The sequence below is a fragment of the Paenibacillus aurantius genome (assembly GCF_032268605.1).
In the GTDB taxonomy this organism is placed as follows: Bacteria; Bacillota; Bacilli; order Paenibacillales; family NBRC-103111; genus Paenibacillus_AO; species Paenibacillus_AO aurantius.
In genome coordinates this window covers 6094140-6111701 of the sequence record NZ_CP130318.1, presented here as the reverse complement: position 1 = coordinate 6111701, position 17562 = coordinate 6094140, and the positions used below count along the sequence as shown (strand labels likewise).

General features: G+C 56.5%; 15 protein-coding genes. 10 read left to right on the top strand and 5 right to left on the bottom strand.

What is annotated here, in order from left to right; genetic code table 11:
• Positions 1-61 precede the first annotated feature (61 nt).
• A complete protein-coding gene (locus MJA45_RS27680) occupies positions 62-1885 on the top strand; it encodes a sensor histidine kinase (protein WP_315605110.1) in 1824 nt (607 codons plus the stop codon).
• A gap of 18 nt (positions 1886-1903) precedes the next feature.
• The gene (locus tag MJA45_RS27675) at positions 1904-2644 is read left to right on the top strand and encodes a response regulator transcription factor (RefSeq protein WP_315605109.1); all 741 of its coding nucleotides are present in this window, start codon (positions 1904-1906) and stop codon (positions 2642-2644) included.
• A gap of 34 nt (positions 2645-2678) precedes the next feature.
• Here the strand turns inward: MJA45_RS27675 and MJA45_RS27670 are convergent, their stop codons facing one another.
• A complete protein-coding gene (locus MJA45_RS27670) occupies positions 2679-3044 on the bottom strand; it encodes a winged helix-turn-helix transcriptional regulator (RefSeq protein ID WP_315605108.1) in 366 nt (121 codons plus the stop codon).
• 131 nt (positions 3045-3175) lie between these two features.
• On the opposite strand from MJA45_RS27670, the gene MJA45_RS27665 reads away from it, so the two are divergent.
• Together MJA45_RS27665 and MJA45_RS27660 are read left to right on the top strand one after the other, a co-directional pair.
• Positions 3176-3925, top strand: coding sequence for an NAD(P)-dependent oxidoreductase (locus MJA45_RS27665; RefSeq protein WP_315605107.1), 750 nt, complete (start codon positions 3176-3178; stop codon positions 3923-3925).
• Complete coding sequence (locus MJA45_RS27660) at positions 3922-4377, top strand: DUF2269 family protein (RefSeq protein WP_315605106.1); 456 nt, start codon at positions 3922-3924, stop codon at positions 4375-4377. The genes MJA45_RS27665 and MJA45_RS27660 overlap by 4 nt, the downstream gene beginning before the upstream one ends.
• Positions 4378-4443: 66 nt before the next feature.
• On the opposite strand, the gene MJA45_RS27655 is transcribed toward MJA45_RS27660, so the two are convergent.
• The 3 genes from MJA45_RS27655 to MJA45_RS27645 all read right to left on the bottom strand — a co-directional run bounded on the left by MJA45_RS27655 (position 4444) and on the right by MJA45_RS27645 (position 6602).
• A complete protein-coding gene (locus MJA45_RS27655) occupies positions 4444-5247 on the bottom strand; it encodes a helix-turn-helix domain-containing protein (RefSeq protein WP_315605105.1) in 804 nt (267 codons plus the stop codon).
• Positions 5248-5449: 202 nt separating this feature from the next.
• Entirely contained in the window at positions 5450-5911 is a 462-nt protein-coding gene (locus MJA45_RS27650; protein ID WP_315605104.1) for a staygreen family protein, read from the bottom strand.
• A 64-nt stretch (positions 5912-5975) separates the two neighbouring features.
• Entirely contained in the window at positions 5976-6602 is a 627-nt protein-coding gene (locus tag MJA45_RS27645; RefSeq protein ID WP_315605103.1) for a TetR/AcrR family transcriptional regulator, read from the bottom strand.
• A gap of 183 nt (positions 6603-6785) precedes the next feature.
• Between MJA45_RS27645 and MJA45_RS27640 the strand changes: the two genes are divergently transcribed.
• Complete coding sequence (locus MJA45_RS27640; RefSeq protein WP_315605102.1) at positions 6786-9026, top strand: MMPL family transporter; 2241 nt, start codon at positions 6786-6788, stop codon at positions 9024-9026.
• A 252-nt stretch (positions 9027-9278) separates the two neighbouring features.
• Here the strand turns inward: MJA45_RS27640 and MJA45_RS27635 are convergent, their stop codons facing one another.
• Positions 9279-10166 (bottom strand): helix-turn-helix domain-containing protein, encoded by an 888-nt coding sequence (locus tag MJA45_RS27635; protein ID WP_315605101.1) that lies wholly within the window; start codon positions 10164-10166, stop codon positions 9279-9281.
• A gap of 153 nt (positions 10167-10319) precedes the next feature.
• Between MJA45_RS27635 and MJA45_RS27630 the strand changes: the two genes are divergently transcribed.
• The 5 genes from MJA45_RS27630 (at position 10320) to MJA45_RS27610 (ending at position 17552) form a co-directional block, all read left to right on the top strand.
• Positions 10320-11270 (top strand): dihydrodipicolinate synthase family protein, encoded by a 951-nt coding sequence (locus MJA45_RS27630; RefSeq protein ID WP_315605100.1) that lies wholly within the window; start codon positions 10320-10322, stop codon positions 11268-11270.
• A gap of 277 nt (positions 11271-11547) precedes the next feature.
• Positions 11548-13863 carry a helix-turn-helix domain-containing protein gene (locus tag MJA45_RS27625; protein WP_315605099.1) on the top strand — a complete coding sequence of 772 codons (2316 nt, stop codon included), beginning with the start codon at positions 11548-11550 and terminating at the stop codon, positions 13861-13863.
• A 199-nt stretch (positions 13864-14062) separates the two neighbouring features.
• On the top strand, positions 14063-15601 hold the full coding sequence (locus tag MJA45_RS27620; RefSeq protein WP_315605098.1) for an extracellular solute-binding protein: 1539 nt from the start codon (positions 14063-14065) through the stop codon (positions 15599-15601).
• 94 nt (positions 15602-15695) lie between these two features.
• Complete coding sequence (locus MJA45_RS27615) at positions 15696-16655, top strand: ABC transporter permease (protein WP_315608120.1); 960 nt, start codon at positions 15696-15698, stop codon at positions 16653-16655.
• A gap of 12 nt (positions 16656-16667) precedes the next feature.
• Positions 16668-17552 (top strand): carbohydrate ABC transporter permease, encoded by an 885-nt coding sequence (locus MJA45_RS27610; RefSeq protein WP_315605097.1) that lies wholly within the window; start codon positions 16668-16670, stop codon positions 17550-17552.
• The last annotated feature ends 10 nt before the right edge of the window (positions 17553-17562 follow it).

The following is a 17562-nucleotide window of genomic DNA, read 5'->3' as shown; positions in this document are numbered from 1 at the left end:
CCTTTTTGCTAACGGCACCGTGTAAAAGCGCATTCCGAAGAAAGAGAAGGGAGGGAGGGCCATGAGGCAGGCTTGGAGGAAGCGGATTCGAGCCGTCCTGCGGATCATTCTGCTGCGGGATTGTACCATGCGGACCAAGCTGCTGGTGTTCTCCGCCCTGCTGATTGTCGTGCCGCTCTGCGTCACGGGGCTGCTCTCCTACCTCCGGTCGGCCGAGGTGCTGGAGAAGGAAGCCCAGCAGTACAGCTGGCAAATTATCGAACAGGTCAATACCCATGTCGGGTATTATGTAAACGATTTCGAAATCAGCCTCCTGAAGATCGTCAATGACCCCGTCATTAACGGCTTCACCAAGATGGGCTCCCGGGACGAGCTGGAGGGGAGCGGCATGACCCCGGCCATCAAGCAGGTGCTCCGCAATGCGGCTTACTCCCGGTCGGATATTTCGAATATCACGGTAGTGCTGGAGGGAATCCGTACGATTGATGCGCTGACCAACGAAGCCGCCGATCCATCCAACGATCCCCACGAGGAGGATTGGTATTCCCGGGTCGGAAGCAACTATGAGCCCAAAATCTTCCCCCGGGTCGTCCGCTTCAACGACCGGGAGGAGCAGGTGATCACCATCGCCCGGCGGCTGGTCAGTCCGCTTACCCTGCAGCCGATCGGGATGATCATCATCGACGTCAACTTCAAGCGGTTCCAGGAAATCGCCGAGAGGGTCGTGGTGGGACGCACCGGCTATCTCTATATTCTCGATGCGGAGGGCCGGTATGTGTATCACCCGAATGGGGCGGAGATCGGCGTGAAGGCGGGCTTCGAGAACCTGGACCTCATGCTGCTCGGCGGCAGCGGGTCGCTCGTCACCGCCTCCGCACCGAAGCGATTGCTAACGTATGCGCACTCTCCCTTCCTCGGCTGGACGCTCGTGACGTCGATCCCTTACGCGGAACTGCTCCAAGGCAATGCTTATATCCGCCGTACGATCGTGACCACCATCGTCATTACGCTCGCCGTGGCCGCGGTGTTCGGCATCGGGTTCGCCAACAGCCTGGTGCGCCCTTTGAAGCGGCTGTACGGGTACATGAGGCGGGTCGAGTCGGGGGATTTCACCGGCCATCTGGTCGTGGAATCGAAGGACGAGATCGGCCTTTTGACCCATGGCTTCAATAAAATGGTCGTAAGGCTGCGAAACCTTCTGGATGAGGTCTACTTCTCGAAGCTTCGTGAAACCGAAATGCAGCTCCGGCAGCGGGAGATCGAATTAAAAGCGCTCCAGGCGCAGATCAATCCGCATTTTCTGTACAATTCCTTGGATACCATCCGGGGAATGGCGCTCGAGGCCTCCCAGGATCCCATATCGGAAATCGCCTCCTCGCTCGCGAGGCTGCTGCGCTACAACCTTCGTCACTCGTCCCCGAAGGTGACGCTCGAGGAGGAAGCGTATTACGCCGACGTCTACTTGAAGATTCAGAAATACCGCTTTGAGGAGAAGCTGGATTATGTGATCGATCTTCCGGAATGGGCCGGCAAACAGGCCATGGCCAAGTTCTCGCTTCAGCCGCTGGTGGAGAATAGCATCGTTCACGGCTTCGAGCCGGCCTTTGGCCGTACCCGCCTGACCATTACGGCTTACCGGGAATCGGAGCAGGCCTTCGTGGTACAGATCGAGGACACCGGCATGGGCATCCCCGAGGAGAGGCTGGCGGACATCCGGGCCCAAATGAAAGAGAAGGATGTCATCGCCGACGGGACGCATATCGGCCTCACCAATGTTCACCGGCGTATCCAGTATTTGTTCGGGGAAGAATATGGCGTGACCATCGACAGCACGCTGGAGAAAGGAACCGTGGTGCGGCTCCGGCTGCCCTGGACGGAAACTTGAAGAAGGAGGAGAGGAGCCATGCATTCCATTCTAGTCGTGGAGGATGAGCGCTGGGTGCGGGCCGCGATCAAGCGGACGATAGAACGGACCAGGCTGCCCTTCACCGTTGCCGGAGAATGCGGGAATGGATTGGAGGCGCTGGACTGGCTGGAGAAGAATCGCGTGGATCTCGTGCTGACGGATATCCGCATGCCCGTTATGGACGGGCTCACTTTCCTCGACCAGCTGAGGGAGCGGAACCGGAGCTTGCCGGTCATTATCCTGACGGGTCACGAAAGCTTCTCCTTCGTTCAGCAGGCGCTGCGTGCCGGTGCGATGGATTATTTGCTTAAGCCGGTGGAAGTGGACGAGATTCGGCCTTGTCTGGAGAAATGGCTGAAGGAACGGACATTGGCGGTGGAGCCGTCCGGGCCTCCCCCGGAGAAAGAGGCAGGCGAGCGGTCTCCCGTCGAGCAGGTGATCGACTTGATCCGCAAACGGCTGCCCGGCGACATTACGCTCACCGAAGCCGCCGCGGCGGTGCATCTAAACGCCAGCTACTTGAGCCAGCTGTTCAAGCAGCGGATGAACCGGACCTTCGTGGACTATGTCCTGCAGGTCCGCATGGACGAGGCGGAGCGGCTGCTCCGGCATACGTCGCTCCGCATTTCCGAGATCGCCGAGCGGCTCGGTTATTCCGATATTTCGGGCTTCAGTCACACATTCAAGCGGCTGAAGGGCCGCTCCCCGTCGGAATTCCGCAAGACGCTGGGGGAATGAAGAAACGGACCAGACCCGGTCCGTTTCTTTGCGTTTATTGATTCGCCGCCGGCTGGACTTGGTGCTTGGCAGCCGGCCGTTTATGATTTTCTCCCCAGTCGCACATCGTTTGCAGAACGGGAATCAAGGTTTCGCCATACTCGCTTAGAGCATATTCGACTTTAGGCGGGACCGAAGGGTAGATGGTACGGGTAATGAGCCGGTCACTCTCCAGCTCCCGTAAATGCTGCGTCAGCATCTTCTGGGTAATGCCGGGGATTCGCTTCTCTAACTCGCTGAATCGTTTGACAGAATCCAGCAAAAGCCAAAGAATGGTGGGCTTCCACTTGCCGCCTAATACGTGAATGACCGTTTCGATCGGGCATCTTCTTTCTTCCGTAAGCTCCTTATCGGCATTCATGGGAGTCCTCCTCCGTCTTGCTTACTAATAAGTAAGTATCCTACTTTAAAGTCGGTTCTTACCCTGATTGTAGAGCCGTGATATTCTGAAGTCAATCCAAATCCTGACAACAGAAAGTAGGAGAACTAACCATGAAAATCATTGTATTCGGCGCTACGGGAAATATGGGAAGACGTGTGCTGGCGTCCGCCGTGAGAACGGGGCATGACGTGACCGCCTTTGTGCGCAATCCCGAAAAACTGATGGAGCAGCAGGGCGAACCGATCGCGGGGCAAGTGAACATTGTGGCGGAGAACATCCTGGATCCGCAGAGCGTTTATCAAGCGCTTAGCCATCAGGATGCCGCCATTATCGCAGCGGGCAGCGTTGCTAACGGCGAAGAGTTCATCCGGATTGTGGACAACATCGTGACCTCATGCGAAGATCACCCTCAGTTTGCCGGGCGGGTATGGGTTATGGGAGGGGCGGGACTGCTGGAGATTCCCCATACCTCCAAAATAGGAAACGATCTGCCCGGCATCCCGCCCATGTTCCGCTACCATAACGAGAATTGGGACCGGCTGCGCCGCACGAAGCTGGATTGGTCCTTCCTGTGTCCGGGAACGATGGTGGACGGCACCGAAGAGGAGAGGCCTGGCTTTGTACACGTTTCAGCCGATCTATTGCCAATCGCGTTCCCCGAATCGACGCAGGAGCTGTCCGAGGCTGAGCTATCCGGTCTCCTGTTCAGCCGGCTATCCGAACTGGATGTGGCTTATGAAGATGCAGCGGAAGTCATGCTGAGCCACCTGGAGTTGTCGGGGCCGTTTAAGGGCAGAAGAGTAGGCGTGGCTTACCGGAACGGAGAGGTAGTCTCGAATCAAGCAGAGGTTGGGAGATGAATAGTTTATACGGATGGTTCGTCGTCCTGCACGTAATAGCCGCCGTTGTAGGGATGGGGAGCCTCTTCGCCTTTCCCCTCATTAGGAAATCCGCCACAACCGGCAGCCAGCTCCGCTTCGCCCTTGGATTGATTCACAAGCTCGATCCCTTTCCTACTATTGGGGGAGTCGTGCTCGTTGTTACAGGGATTATGGTAATGATCCTGGGGAAAACGGGTCTCTCCCTCCTGTGGCTGAACGTCTCCATCGTTTTGTTGATCGTCATGGTCGTCCTTCTGATCGGATTTCTCGGACCGAGGATGAAAAAAGCCACCGAATTGGTGTTGTCGAGCCAAGGCGAACAAATTCCAGCCGGGTACAGCCAAGCCATGAAAGCCATTCTGCCGCTCGAGAAGGCGGTACTGGCGATCATCCTGGCCGTCATCGTTCTGATGGTCCTAAAGCCGTTCTAACGGTGCCAAAAGCTCTGGACATGCCCGTGCCTGCAGGCTGGTGTCATTGCAACGCCAGCCTGGGTACTACGGGGAGCCTTCGTAGGCGGTCTGCCGGAGGAAGCGGTCCATGAGCACGGGCAGCGAGATGAGAATAGGAGGATCGTCGGGCCGCGGCGGGTACAGCTTAACCTCCTGGTAGGGAACCGGGATCGGGGGCTGGACGACAAGCGGTTCCTTGGACCGGGTGCGAAGCGTGTTGTGCGGCAGCAGGAAATCCATCGCCTGCATTCCCCAGGAGACGGAGGTAGCCATCAGGTAATAGGTGCCGGGCCGGACGTTCGGCAGGCAAAACTCCCGCCGGGCGGATGAGATCAGCGTCCCGTACAGGGGAAGCCCTTCCGGGATCGGCTTCGCGAACAAGCCGATCAGGACGATGCCGCTGAAGGGCGCCTCGGACCAGACGGTCCCGGTAATCCGGGCGTAGGAAGGGGAGACGAGGGAGCCATCCGGCCCCCAATCCCGAAGCTCGCGCAGGGACTGGAACGAGTTCTCCGCTCGATGCCGGGAGTGGCGGAAGTCCGAGGGGGTCATGCCGACCCGCTCGGTAAAACGGGTCGTGAACGTCCCGAGGCTCTGCTGTCCGATCTCGAGTCCGACGTCCCGTATGCTTAGATGAGTGCGGAGCAGCAAATCCTTGGCCTTCTGCAGCCTAAGGGCGGAGACATAATATAAGGGAGGAAGGCCCGTCCTCTCCTTGAATATACGCGTGAAATGATAGGGACTGTAGGCGGCATAGGCGGCGAGCCGGGAAAGCGGAAGCGGTTCGTAGATGTTCTGATGGATATAGGCGATAACCTCGTCTATTTCGGAATATCGTTCGGTGACCATTTCAGCACCTCTCTTCAGCTGCACGATAAGGAACAAATGTTCCTGTTCAGATTACCAAATTTTCGGGCAAAAGGGAAGGTCCTTTCCGCTATAAAGTGGGAAGCGCAGGAACGAGAAAAGGCCGGGGAAGGTTCCCCGGCCTTTTGCCGTTTAATCGTTATAAGACTCGTCTCCTCCGCCAACAAAGTTACCGGTTAAGGCACTAGCTGGTGACGGGGGTTTTGAAGCGCTTGACCGGTCCGAAGGACTCCGTTCTTCCGGCAAGCGGAGGGTCCGCCTGGAAGTGAACCATGACTTCCGTATTGTCCAGGGCCGGATGGGCTTCGAAGAAGATGCGGTCGCCGTACCGGATGGCCTCGAGGGCGAGCGGAAGCTCCCGCTTGAAGATTTCATAGCGCTTCTTGGCAAGAGCGGGGTTATCCGGCCCGCCCAAATAAACATACACCTCGAAGCGGTAGAGGCCGCCGGCATAGCGCCATTCCGCCAGCACCTCGTCGCGCTTTCCGGTGATTTTATCAAAAGCATACTCCGGGCCGAGCGTAAGGAAGAGCTCCCCGGTTTCATCGGAATGGGTAAGGGTATATTTCCGGTTCATTTGCGGCTGGGTGGGGTACATCCCGGGACGAAATTCCACGATCAGCCGGTCTGGGTTAAAAGGGGTCAAGCCCCATCGCCTCCTCAGTCTGAAGCTTTCGAGCTAGTCAGGTAGGGTATTCTAACTTATCCTATTACCCATTATGGGGGGAAATGACCCCATTCCAAAACAAATCCACGATGTCCTCGGCGGCTTTGTCCTTGGCCAGAAACAGATCGCCGGCCTCCACCCGGTTGCCGAGCATCATCAAAGAGGCAAAAGCATGCGCGGCGAGCAAAGGATTCGCCTTCCGGATCTCACCCTGTTCCATCGCTTTGGCGAATTCCGCCGCCATCTCGCGGTGGACCGCATTCTCCGCCTCCCGCATCTCCTTCAGCTGCTCCTGGCTGAGGGAAGTCCCCGCTTCGCGCATCAGCGTGTCGAATTCCACATGAGACTGCCTCAAATACGCCGAGGCGATCCGCTGCAGGCGTTCCTTCAAACTTCCTTCCTGCTGCAGGATCAGAAGGGTGTACCGGCGGATATTCGCCATCATTTGAACGACCGAAGTCGTAAACAGGGTCGGTTTGTTCGTGTAGTAGTAATAGACGGAAGCTTTGGTCACGCCGCATTGGTTCGCAATTTGCTCCAAGGAGACATTATCGTAGCCGTGTTCCATGAATAGAGTAGAGGCCGTTTGGAGGATCAGCTCCTTGACGGTGGCGTCCTCCTGTCCGGTAGCCTTGGGACGGCCGGGTGAGCGTTTTCCGCTTGGTTTCATGAGCCGGGTCTCCTTTTTCGAATGCTGTACATAACTTGTAAAAGGTTTGTATAAAAAATACATTGCAAAATTAACTCTGGGGTATATAATAAATTTAGCTCTACCGTTATTATAAATCCATTGCCATGGAATACGAAAGAAATAAGGATTAGCACTAAATTATTTACCGTTAGGAGGATCCTCATGAAGGAATCATCGCTGTACCGTTTTGGCGGCTGGGTAGCCGGCCGCCGCAGCAAGTGGGTAACGCTTCTGGTCTGGATTGCCGTAACCGTGATTCTGACCATGGTCTGGCCGTCGGTCAACAGTGTGGAGAACAACGCGGCGGCTAACTTGACCGCGGACCGGCCGTCGGTTCAAGCCGAGCAGGTGACGCAGGAGCAGTTTGCAAGCTCCGCCGGGGCACCGGCGCTGATCGTCTGGCAGCGGGAGGGAGGCTTGACCGATGCCGATCTTGAGCACATCCGCAAGCTCACCGAGACGCTGGATAAGCAGCCGCTGCCGGATCAGACGGCCGTGGCGCCGTTCTACAAGCTGCCGCCTCCCGTTCTGAAGAGCCAGGCGTCCAAGGACGGCAGTACGCTCGTGCTTCCGGTCACGTTCAGCAAGGAAGCCGATGCCGAGCGGCTGAAGGAAAGCATCAACCTATTTATGGAGAAGGCCAAGGAGGAAACGGGAGGAGATCCGTTTAAGGCGGACCAGAAGTCGAAGGAGCTCAGCGCCCGGGTAACCGGGCCGGTCGGCATCCAGATCGACGCTACGGGGCTTTTTGCCAGTGCGGACTTTAAGCTGCTGATGGCCACGGTCGCGCTTGTGCTCGTGTTCCTGCTGCTCATCTACCGCTCGCCGATTCTCGCGCTTATACCGCTAGTTGCCGTGGGCTTCGCTTACGGGGTAATCAGCCCGATTCTGGGCATTCTCGGGGAAAAAGGCTGGATTACCGTCGATGCCCAGGGAATTTCGATCATGACGGTGCTCCTGTTCGGGGCGGGGACGGATTACTGCCTCTTCCTGATCGCCCGCTTCCGGCAAATCCTGACCGAGGAGAAGGATAAGGGAAGGGCCTTGTTCCGTTCCATCCAGGATTCCACCGGGGCTATCGCGATGAGCGGGTTTACGGTCGTGCTGTCCCTGCTCGCACTGCTCGTCGCGGAATACGGCTCGAACCACCGGTTCGCCATTCCGTTCAGCATCTCGATTCTCATCATGGGTCTCGCCTCGCTGACCCTCGTTCCGGCGCTGCTGGCCATTATCGGCCGGGCTTCGTTCTTCCCGTTCATTCCGCGTACGCCGGAGATGCTCAAGGAACGGGCCGAGAAGAAAGGCAAGCCGGTTCCGAAGCCGAAGGAGACGGACCGGTTCGGCAAGAAGCTCGGAAGCTTCGTTGTGCGCCGTCCGAAATGGATCGTGGCGGTGACCCTTATTCTCCTGGGGGGCTTCGCGGCTTTCTCGACCCAGATCAAGCTGACTTACGACATTCTTTCCTCTTTCCCGGAAGATATGCCTTCCCGGGAAGGGTTCGCGGCGATCGGAGAGAAATTCTCTCCGGGCGAGCTGGCTCCGGTCAAGGTTATCGTGAACACGGAAGGGAAGACTCTCCCGGTCGGGGACCGTCTGGCGGAGCTGCCTTATGTAAGCCAGGTGGGTAAACCGGTGCCTGGTCAGCAGAATCCGCAGATTGTTGCTTACGACCTGCAGTTTAACCTGAATCCGTATTCCAACGAAGCGATGGACAAAATCCCGGACATCCGCCGCGTCGTAGAGGATTCGGTGAAGGCGGCCGGCTTGTCCGCCGAAGATCACGTGTGGATCGGTGGCCAAACGGCTACCCAGCACGATACCCAGGTGGTTAACGCCCGCGATACCAAGCTGATCATTCCGATCGTCATCGGCCTGATCACCCTGCTTCTGCTGGTGTATCTGCGTTCCGTGGTCGCCACACTGTATCTGGTGCTGACCGTCATCCTTTCGTACTTCTCGGCCCTCGGGCTCGGCTGGCTCATTCTGCATTACGGCATGGGAGCAGAGGCCATCCAAGGCTCGATTCCACTCTATGCCTTCGTCTTCCTGGTCGCCCTGGGGGAAGACTATAACATCTTTATGATCTCGAGCATCTGGCAGAAGAGCAAGGTGATGCCGCTGCGCCAGGCCATCCGGGAAGGCGTCGGCCAGACGAGCGCCGTCATCACCTCGGCGGGGCTCATTCTGGCGGGAACGTTCGCCGTGCTGGCGACGCTGCCGATCCAGGTGCTGGTGCAGTTCGGCCTGATTACGGCCCTCGGCGTCATCCTCGACACCTTCATCGTGCGGCCGTACCTGGTGCCGGCCATTACCGTGCTGCTCGGCCGCGCGGCCTTCTGGCCGGGCAAGGTGGCTGCCCCGGACAGCGGCGAGCCGGCCAGCGCCCATAAGGGCTTGGCGTAAAGCGTCGGGGGCGCTTAGCCCCGCCGGCAGCGAAGCCGGCTGGGGAACCTCCGCGTTGCGCAACTTTAAAAAGGAAGCCATCCTCGAACGAGGAAGGCTTCCTTTTTTCATGGCGTATCGGTACTCTTTTGCCGAGTTGGGGTGTTTTCTAAAGTAATGGGAATATTTGGATTTATCGTAGTAGGCGGATCATGACAATAAAAGGGTACCTGGCGATGCTGGCCGTTCTGTGTGAAGATCAACGAGATGATATTATAACCCGGCTCCCGTTCTGTCCCGTCCCTGCTTCTCCCGGTACAGGCGCGGCGTGGTCCCTTTGATGCGGAGAAACACGCGGGAAAAGGTCGGATAAGACGAGAAACCGGATTCGAAAGCAATCTGAGAGATAGGAAGCGTGGTAGAGAGGAGCAGGGAGCAGGCATGGCGAATCCTCAGCTCATGAAGAAAATCGACAAAATGCATCCCGAACGCCGCGCCAAACTGCTTGCTTACTTGAGTCGGGTGGAGATGAAACCGTTCGGACAACGAGGTGAGGGTAAGAGGCTCGAGGAAATGCTCGTAGACATATTGAACGACAGGCCAGATATTCTTGGCTGAAGGCCGCGGATCTTCCTGACGGGAGGGGCGGGGGACGGGAGGCCGCTCCCCTTGACGGACGAATTGGGCCAGCGCTTCCATGAGGTAGGCCCGGATCATGATGGGCTTCCAGGCGCGGGAAGCGTTGTACTCGTCGTAAAGCTTGTCCCAGAGCCGAACGGTTTCCCGGAGGGCTTCCTCCGGCAGTCCGATATAGGAAGGCTGGGCAGGGTCCCGTCCCAGCAGCAGCTCATGAAGACCCCAGGCCGATTCCGGCCCCGCCGTGAGCAGGGTCATATCGAAATTGCACACGTACATCTGAAGCTTATCGTCACCGGCAGACCGGTATTCGTGGATCTGATAGGGAAGCAGGAGCACCAGGGTGCCGGGCGCCATCTCGTGAGAGGCTCCGTTAATCCACTCCTTGCCCTGTCCTTCCAAGACCAAGGAAAACTCAATAAAATCATGACGATGGGAGGGCACGGAAGTGTACCTCTTTTTCTTCATGAAGAAGGGAAAATCCGAGTCTAGGTTGGGATACTCAAACAGGTACTGCGGGTACATCCGGCGCCCCCCTTTCCTGGTAAGCTACATTATACACGGGCCGATTTGGTAAAGAAATGAAAGGTTTCATAAAGAAATGAGAAAACTCCTCCCGTTCCTTCCTTTATAATGCGGGTATAAATACCGCGGAGAGCGGCGGAGAGGATGAGAGGCATGACAAATGACAAGCTGGCCGCATTTCGCGGCATCTTCACGGCATTGGTAACCCCGATGCATCCGGGGGGAGACATTGACCATGATTCTTTGGCCCGTCTGGTGGAGCACCAAATCCGGCAGGGCATCAAAGGGTTCTATGTGGGAGGAAGCACCGGGGAAGGGTTTCTTCTGACGAGCGAGGAGCGGTGCCGGGTGCTGGAAACGGTCGTCGGGGCGGCGGCGGGACGGGTGACGATTATTTCGCACGTAGGCTGCATCGGCACGAGGGAAACCATCCGGCTCGCCAAGCATGCCGAAGGCCAAGGCGTGGATGCGGTTTCGGCGGTGGTGCCGTTCTATTACAAGGTATCGGTGAACGAGATCCGGGAGCATTACGAAGCCGTCATGGAAGCCGTATCGCTGCCCATGCTCGTCTACCATTACCCGGGAGCGACGGGGGTTAGCCTGTCCCTGGATTTCTACGAGCAGCTGAGCCGCCATCCCCGGTGCCTCGGCGTTAAATTTACTTCCCTTAATTTGTTCGAGATGCAGCAGATCCGGGCGAGATGCGGGAGGTCCTTCCTCCTCTACAACGGCCATGACGAGGTGTACCTCGGGGGCGCGTATGCCGGTTCCGACGGTGCCATCGGCAGCACCTTCAACATGATGCCTAACCTGTTCACATCCATGTATGAAACCGTTTCGTCGGAGGAGCGCCCGGTGATGGCGGCTCTGCAGGACAGGCAGGCGGAAGCGAACGGCGTCATTGCCCACATGCTCCGGTACGACGTGATTCCCTACGAGAAATACATGCTGTATCTGCAAGGGGTCATAGCCGCCCCTGCCGTTAGAGGGCCCTTGAAGTCCTTCACCGCCGAAGAACGGAAGGAGCTCGAAGCCTTCTACGAGGCGAGTGACGTGCTGCGCCGTCACCGGTATGAGCCGAACCGGGAGGCGGCGGCTTTATAAGCCGCGGCACCTTTCGCCCAGGGAGAAGATAGACGGCCGGGAGATGTTTCTCATGAAACAATTCCCGGTCCTCATCCGCTTGAGGCCGTGGTTCAAGGTTACCGATTTATGAAAGCGCTATCCTTCATTCCGGCAGGGATCGGATGCCTTCGTATCGTTCCTAATGGGCGGGGCGGATCGACCGCCGGCGGGATAGCGAAAGGAGGGATATCCCGACATGCTTAAACCGAGCCCTACCGCTGCTTTTCTGAGACGGGTGCTCCAAAACGGTTTTTTTATGAAGTTGATCATGACCACGGCCCTTATTGCCATCATTCCGGGCCTGATCTCCAACTGCATTGCCTATTACAAAGTTTCCCAATCTTTCCGTGAGGAAACGGGAACGAACAAGCTCCAATACTTAAACCAGACGATTAACGCTATCGAAATGGTTTTGAACCGGATCAAGGACAACTCCAACCAGCTTGCCCTGAACCGGTCGTTTCAAAATTTCGAGCGTTTTCCGGGAGGAAGCTATTATGAGGAGCTTCAGGGAGAGATCTCCCCGGAAAATTTGTCCTCGCTCTATGCTTACCTGGAGGCCAAGAAGAATTCCCTCGACACGATCAACATGTTCCGGATGTCCAACGAGTTCGTGGACTCGGTGTATTTTTATGACGCGGGCAAGCAGCTTGTTCTTACGTCCGAGAATGACGGATCCAACCTGCAGTTTCCGTTCGGGGCTTTCTATGACTTGGGCTGGTACGAAGCCGGAAAGAAAAGTGCGGAAATTGCCACCCTGATGGATACCCGGATCGCCAAGCAGCGCCGTGGTCCGGATAAGCACCTGCTTTCGGTGATCTATAAAACCGGCAAAGGGGATAACGCTCTAATCATAAACCTCAACGCCTCGGCCATTTACGAGAAGATTATTAACAAATTGGCCCGTACGGATGAGATCTATGTGGTCTCCCGGGAAGGAAACCTCCTGTTTCACAGCAATCCGGCTTACCTGCATCAGCCGGTTAACCGGATTTTACCGGATAAGCAAGAGATCGCCGGTCATGCCGGTTTCTTCACGGACCGGATTCAGGACGAGCAGGAGCTGGTTTGCTTTTCCGCTTCTTCTTTGCTGAGCTGGACCTTCGTCAGTGTGTCGGATATGAAGGCCCTCGCCAAAGGCACCACCTCCATCAAGCAAACCATTGTTCTTTCCGCTCTGCTCCTCGTGGTTCTCTCCGTCGTTCTGGCTTATTTGTCCTCCCTGCGGTTATACAAGCCGGTCACCCGACTGAAAGCCTTGATCGGATGGGAGGCCGGACACCGCGCGGAAGACGGGGACGAATTCGGCACCATCGGCCATTATATGAGATCGGCCCTGCACGAGCGCGATTATTACAAGGGGAAATTGGAAGAGAGCATGCCCATCCAGCGCGAGCAATTCAAGGCGGTCCTTCTGCGGCGGCACCACATGAGCCTGGAGGAGATCGAGGCCAAAATCCATTATCTCCATCTGGGGATCGATACCCGGGATCTGGTGGTGATGGCGCTCTCGGTGGATGCTCAAGGCGAGCGGAACACGGCGCGGGAGGAGGACGCGAACCTGACGGAGGATTTGCTTAAGCTGCAAGTCCAGGATCTTCTGAGCCGAAATCCGGTGCTGAGCACGCCCTATTATGTTGTGGAGGCGGAAGAGAATCTGCTTGCCCTTGTCCTGGCCCGGCGGGGAATGGATGAGGAGCAGGTCTTGACGCTCGCGCGGCAGCTGCTTAAACAAATCAACGGGGAGCTGAACCACTCCTATTCGATCGGGATCGGCAGTGCCTGCGCCACGGTGAAGGAGCTGCCCCAGTCGTATGAAGAGGCCCTCGAGGCTCTCAAGTACCGCATTCTGTACGGCAGCGGCGATGTTCTGTCCTTTGGGGAGATTCAGTTCGATCAGACGAGCCGGTTTCATTATCCCAAGCTTAAAGAAGAGCAGCTGCTCGGGTATCTCAAAACGGCCCGGGTGGAGGAGGCCATCCAAGCGTTTGACGAGTTCGTCTCCGACATCAATGCACAGAAAAACAATCTGCACTATAAGCAAATCCAACCGGTTTTTGTGCAGCTGCTGACCGTCATCATCTATTCGTTGAACCAGCTTGGGGTCAACTGGAGAACCGTTTGGCAGAAGGAGGCCAATCCGTACCAGGAGCTGCTGGACCAGGAGTCCCTTTCCCAGATTGTCCGCTGGTTCCATCAGCTCATCCGGCTCACGGCGGCTTACCTCGAAGGGGAGTGGAACGCCAAAGGAAACCAGCATATCACGCGGGTGATCGAAATTCTGGAGCGGGATTACAGCCAACCCCTGTCCCTTAGCTCGGTTGCGGAGCAGGTCAACTTGAATCCGGCTTACATCAGCCGGCTGTTCAAGCAAATCAAGGGAGAGCCCTTCGTGGATTATTTGAAGAAGGTCCGCATTGAGAAAAGCAAGGAGCTGCTGCTGCAGAGCAGCATGAAAATCGGCGAAGCGGGCAAAGAGGTCGGATACAGCCATTCGTACTATTTCATCAAGGTCTTTAAGGAAGAGGTTGGGCTGACACCCGGCGAGTTCAAGAGGCTGTACGGCAGCTGACGGCTGTGGCGGCGGGATCCTGCGCGTCTATTCCTTGTCCGGGAATCCTAAGGGGTGGAAAGGCATGATAACCTTTTGACATGTCAAAATCATCATACAAAGGTAGAAATGTTATGATTTGAAACGCTTTCACGTCTTGCTATGATGGGTTCCGAACAAGGCGGTGCCTTGGGATTTACAAGCAAAGGGAGGAGAAGCCATGAACAGAAAGGTTGCCGGCGCTTCGGTTACCGTTGTCATGAGCGTAAGCCTGCTAGCGGCATGCTCAGGCAATAGCGGGACCCCGGAAGGGGACAAGGCAGCGGGGGAAGCGGGGAAGACGAAGGCCGTTCCGAAGATCTACATTTACCAGAACACGGGGCAGCTGAACCAGAAGCCGGAAGGCAGCGTACCCGCCAAGCTGGAAGAAATGAAAAAGATGTATGTCGACAAGCTCGGCATCGAGCCGGTCGCCATTGTGCCGCCCCAAGGAGGAGACGCCTCCTCGCAGAAACTGAACCTGCTCCTGGGAAGCTCGAGCGATGAAGTGGATACCTTCCAGGCGAACTGGGACGACCTCGCTCCGAAAGGAGCCATTATCCCGCTTAACGACCTGCTCGACAAATACGGGCAGGACATCAAGAAGGCCTGGAACGATAAAGCATGGGAATACATGAAGGATAAGGACGGCAAAATCTGGGGCATCCCGCGGGGGGAGCCGGCGGTTCACTACCCGATCTGGGTCCGGACGGACTGGCTCCAGAAGCTGAATCTGAAGATGCCGCAAACGCTGGATGAACTTGAAGCTGTTTTGAAAGCGTTTAAGGAGCAAGACCCCGACGGTAACGGCAAGGACGACACGATTCCGATGATGACGGACCTGAACGGCATCAAGAACGCGCTGATGGGAGGCTTCACGGAGTTCGGCAACAGCAACTGGATCGACCCGGCGGATAAGAAGATGAAGCCGCCGGAGCTGGCTCCGGGATTCAAGGACTATGTCGCGAAGCTGGCGGACTGGTACCAGAAGGGCTATCTCTACAAAGAATCGTTCAGCAAATTCGATCCGACGGAGCTGCTGAAGACGAACCGGGTCGGCATGTCCTCCATGTGGTACTCGCGCATCACGCTCTTGTTCCCGCAGATTAAGCCGAATTTGCCGGCGGACGCCAATTATGAAATCATCCGGGGCATTCAGGGTCCGAAAGGCAAGCTGATGACGGCGACAGCCGGAAACACCGCCTCCATGGTCATCACGAAGAAGGCCAAACATCCGGAGGCCGTGATGAAGTTTATCAACTACCAGTACCAGGACATTCCGACCAATCACCTGACGGCGGCCTTCGGTACGAACTGGGGCTATGTTGGGGACAGCAAGTTCGACGTGGAGCTGAAGAGCAAGGACATCGAGTATGCGGGTGAATTTATGGTCTCCCTGGGGACGGCTACCGAGCTTAAATATGCGTTCAAGGACCCGGTCAAGAAAATGCATGCCGATTATTTGACCAAGGAAGCGCTGAATACGAGCGTCGCCAAAATGCCGGTCGATGCGAACATCCTCTACGACAAGCAGAAGCTCGACGAGAACATCCCGACGCTTGGGGACATCAACCGTCTTCGCAGCGAGGAGCTGGTTAAGTTCGTGACGGGCGCGAGACCTCTGTCCGATTTCGATAAATACATCGATCAGCTGTATAAGGCGGGGCTCGATAAATGGATCGCGGAATACACACGCCAGTATAACGAGAAGAAGAAGTAGGCGGCGGGAGATCCGGTCCACGGCGGCTCTGGGCGGGGCTTTCCCGTCCGGGCTGCCATACAAGCGGGAAGAAGGAGGAGCGCACTTGGCATCGATGAATACGGCGGTTTCCGAATCCCCGGGCAGCCGGCTCGCGACCGGGCGGCGGCTGTGGACGGCCGTTAAGGTCCACCGGTTTTATTATTACTTGATTCTGCCCGGCATCCTTTATTTTGTGATCTTTGACTATATCCCCATGTTCGGCGTTATTATCGCGTTTAAGGACATCTCCCCGTTCGAGGGAGTCGATGCGATTTTCACGAGCGACTGGGTAGGGTTTAAGCATTTCAGCAAATTCATTCATTCGTATTATTTTTGGAATGTGATGCGCAATACGCTGCTGCTCAGCTGCTATAAGCTGTTTTTCGGCTTTCCGGCCTCGCTGCTGCTGGCGCTCTTGCTTAATGAGTTGAGATCGGCCGTGTACAAACGGGTCGTTCAGACGATTTCGTATCTGCCTCATTTCATCTCCACCGTCGTGGTGGCCGGCTTGGCCATGATGATTTTGTCCACCGATGGGGGCTTGATTAATGCGGCGGTGGTGTTCTTAGGCGGGGAACCGGTCCATTTCCTGGGCTCGCCCGGCTATTTCCGAAGCATTCTGGTGATAGCCCATGTGTGGCAGTCCATCGGATGGGGAAGCATTCTGTATCTGGCGGCCATGACGGGGATCGACCCCGGGCTGTATGAAGCGGCGAGAATGGATGGGGCGAGCCGCCTGCGGCAGGCTTGGCATATTACCCTGCCGGGTATTGCTCCGGTTATCGTGATCCTGCTCATTCTCTCCATCGGTGGGCTGCTGAACGCCGGCTTCGAACAGGTGCTGCTGCTCTATTCCCCGTCGGTTTACGAGGTGGCGGACATTATCGACACCTATGTGTACCGGGAAGGGCTGACGAAGCTCAATTATTCCTTCGCCACGGCGGTCGGCTTGTTCAAAAATATTATCGCCATGCTGCTGATTCTGGGCTCCAACTATATCGCCAAAAAAATGAACCATACGGGAATCTGGTAGGAGGACGGGGAGATGAGTGCCATTAAACCAACCGCATCCGAGCGTGTCTTCGACGCGTTCAATATCATTCTACTGGCCGTCTTGTCCCTGCTGTTTCTAATTCCCTTTCTGGCGGTGCTGTCCACCTCGTTCATAAGCGCCGAAGAATCGATGAGAAGAGGGGCGTTCATCCTCATCCCCCATAAAATCGATTTCGGGGCCTACGAGATGCTGCTGAAGCGCGGCATGATCATTTACAACGCCTATAAGGTCACGCTGTTTCGGGTCACCGTCGGAACGTTTCTCAACCTCCTGTTCACGGCGACCCTCGCATACGGGCTGGCGAGACGAACGCTGCCCGGCCGCAACGGGATCGTGCTGTTTATTTTTCTTACGATGATCTTTCACGGCGGGCTGATTCCCTCCTACATGCTGATCGACAAGCTGGGCTTAAAGAACACGCTGTGGGTGCTGGTCATTCCCGGCCTGATCAGTGCGTGGAACCTGTTCATCATGCGGAATTTCTTTCTGTCGCTGCCGGAGGAGCTGGAGGAATCGGGCATTATCGACGGGGCCACCCCGGCGGTCATTCTGTGGAAGATTATTATCCCGCTGTCCATGCCGGCGATCGCCACCATCGGCCTCTTCTATGCCGTTCACCACTGGAACGACTGGTTCGGAGCCTCCATCTACATCAACGACCAGAGCAAGATGCCGATCCAGGTGGTGATGCGCAATATTCTGCTGTCGGGTATTCTGCAGGACGAATCGCAGGTGGAATACATCCGGAATCCCCCGCCGGCCGCGACCTTGAAGTCCGCCGTTGTCGTCATCAGCACGCTTCCGATCTTGTTCGTGTATCCCTTCATTCAAAAATTTTTCGTCAAAGGCATGATGGTCGGTTCCATCAAAGGCTGACCGGAGAGGA

Bases quoted from the DNA above. Each gene is read 5' to 3' on its own strand.
- MJA45_RS27635 (WP_315605101.1), bottom strand. From the start codon at position 10,166: ATGTACCCGCAGTACCTGTTTGAGTATCCCAACCTAGACTCGGATTTT.
- MJA45_RS27645 (WP_315605103.1), bottom strand. From the start codon at position 6,602: ATGAAACCAAGCGGAAAACGCTCACCCGGCCGTCCCAAGGCTACCGGA.
- MJA45_RS27630 (WP_315605100.1), top strand. From the start codon at position 10,320: ATGACAAATGACAAGCTGGCCGCATTTCGCGGCATCTTCACGGCATTG.
- MJA45_RS27625 (WP_315605099.1), top strand. From the start codon at position 11,548: ATGAAGTTGATCATGACCACGGCCCTTATTGCCATCATTCCGGGCCTG.
- MJA45_RS27640 (WP_315605102.1), top strand. From the start codon at position 6,786: ATGAAGGAATCATCGCTGTACCGTTTTGGCGGCTGGGTAGCCGGCCGC.
- MJA45_RS27680 (WP_315605110.1), top strand. From the start codon at position 62: ATGAGGCAGGCTTGGAGGAAGCGGATTCGAGCCGTCCTGCGGATCATT.
- MJA45_RS27675 (WP_315605109.1), top strand. From the start codon at position 1,904: ATGCATTCCATTCTAGTCGTGGAGGATGAGCGCTGGGTGCGGGCCGCG.
- MJA45_RS27665 (WP_315605107.1), top strand. From the start codon at position 3,176: ATGAAAATCATTGTATTCGGCGCTACGGGAAATATGGGAAGACGTGTG.
- MJA45_RS27655 (WP_315605105.1), bottom strand. From the start codon at position 5,247: ATGGTCACCGAACGATATTCCGAAATAGACGAGGTTATCGCCTATATC.
- MJA45_RS27660 (WP_315605106.1), top strand. From the start codon at position 3,922: ATGAATAGTTTATACGGATGGTTCGTCGTCCTGCACGTAATAGCCGCC.
- MJA45_RS27615 (WP_315608120.1), top strand. From the start codon at position 15,696: ATGAATACGGCGGTTTCCGAATCCCCGGGCAGCCGGCTCGCGACCGGG.
- MJA45_RS27670 (WP_315605108.1), bottom strand. From the start codon at position 3,044: ATGAATGCCGATAAGGAGCTTACGGAAGAAAGAAGATGCCCGATCGAA.
- MJA45_RS27620 (WP_315605098.1), top strand. From the start codon at position 14,063: ATGAACAGAAAGGTTGCCGGCGCTTCGGTTACCGTTGTCATGAGCGTA.
- MJA45_RS27610 (WP_315605097.1), top strand. From the start codon at position 16,668: ATGAGTGCCATTAAACCAACCGCATCCGAGCGTGTCTTCGACGCGTTC.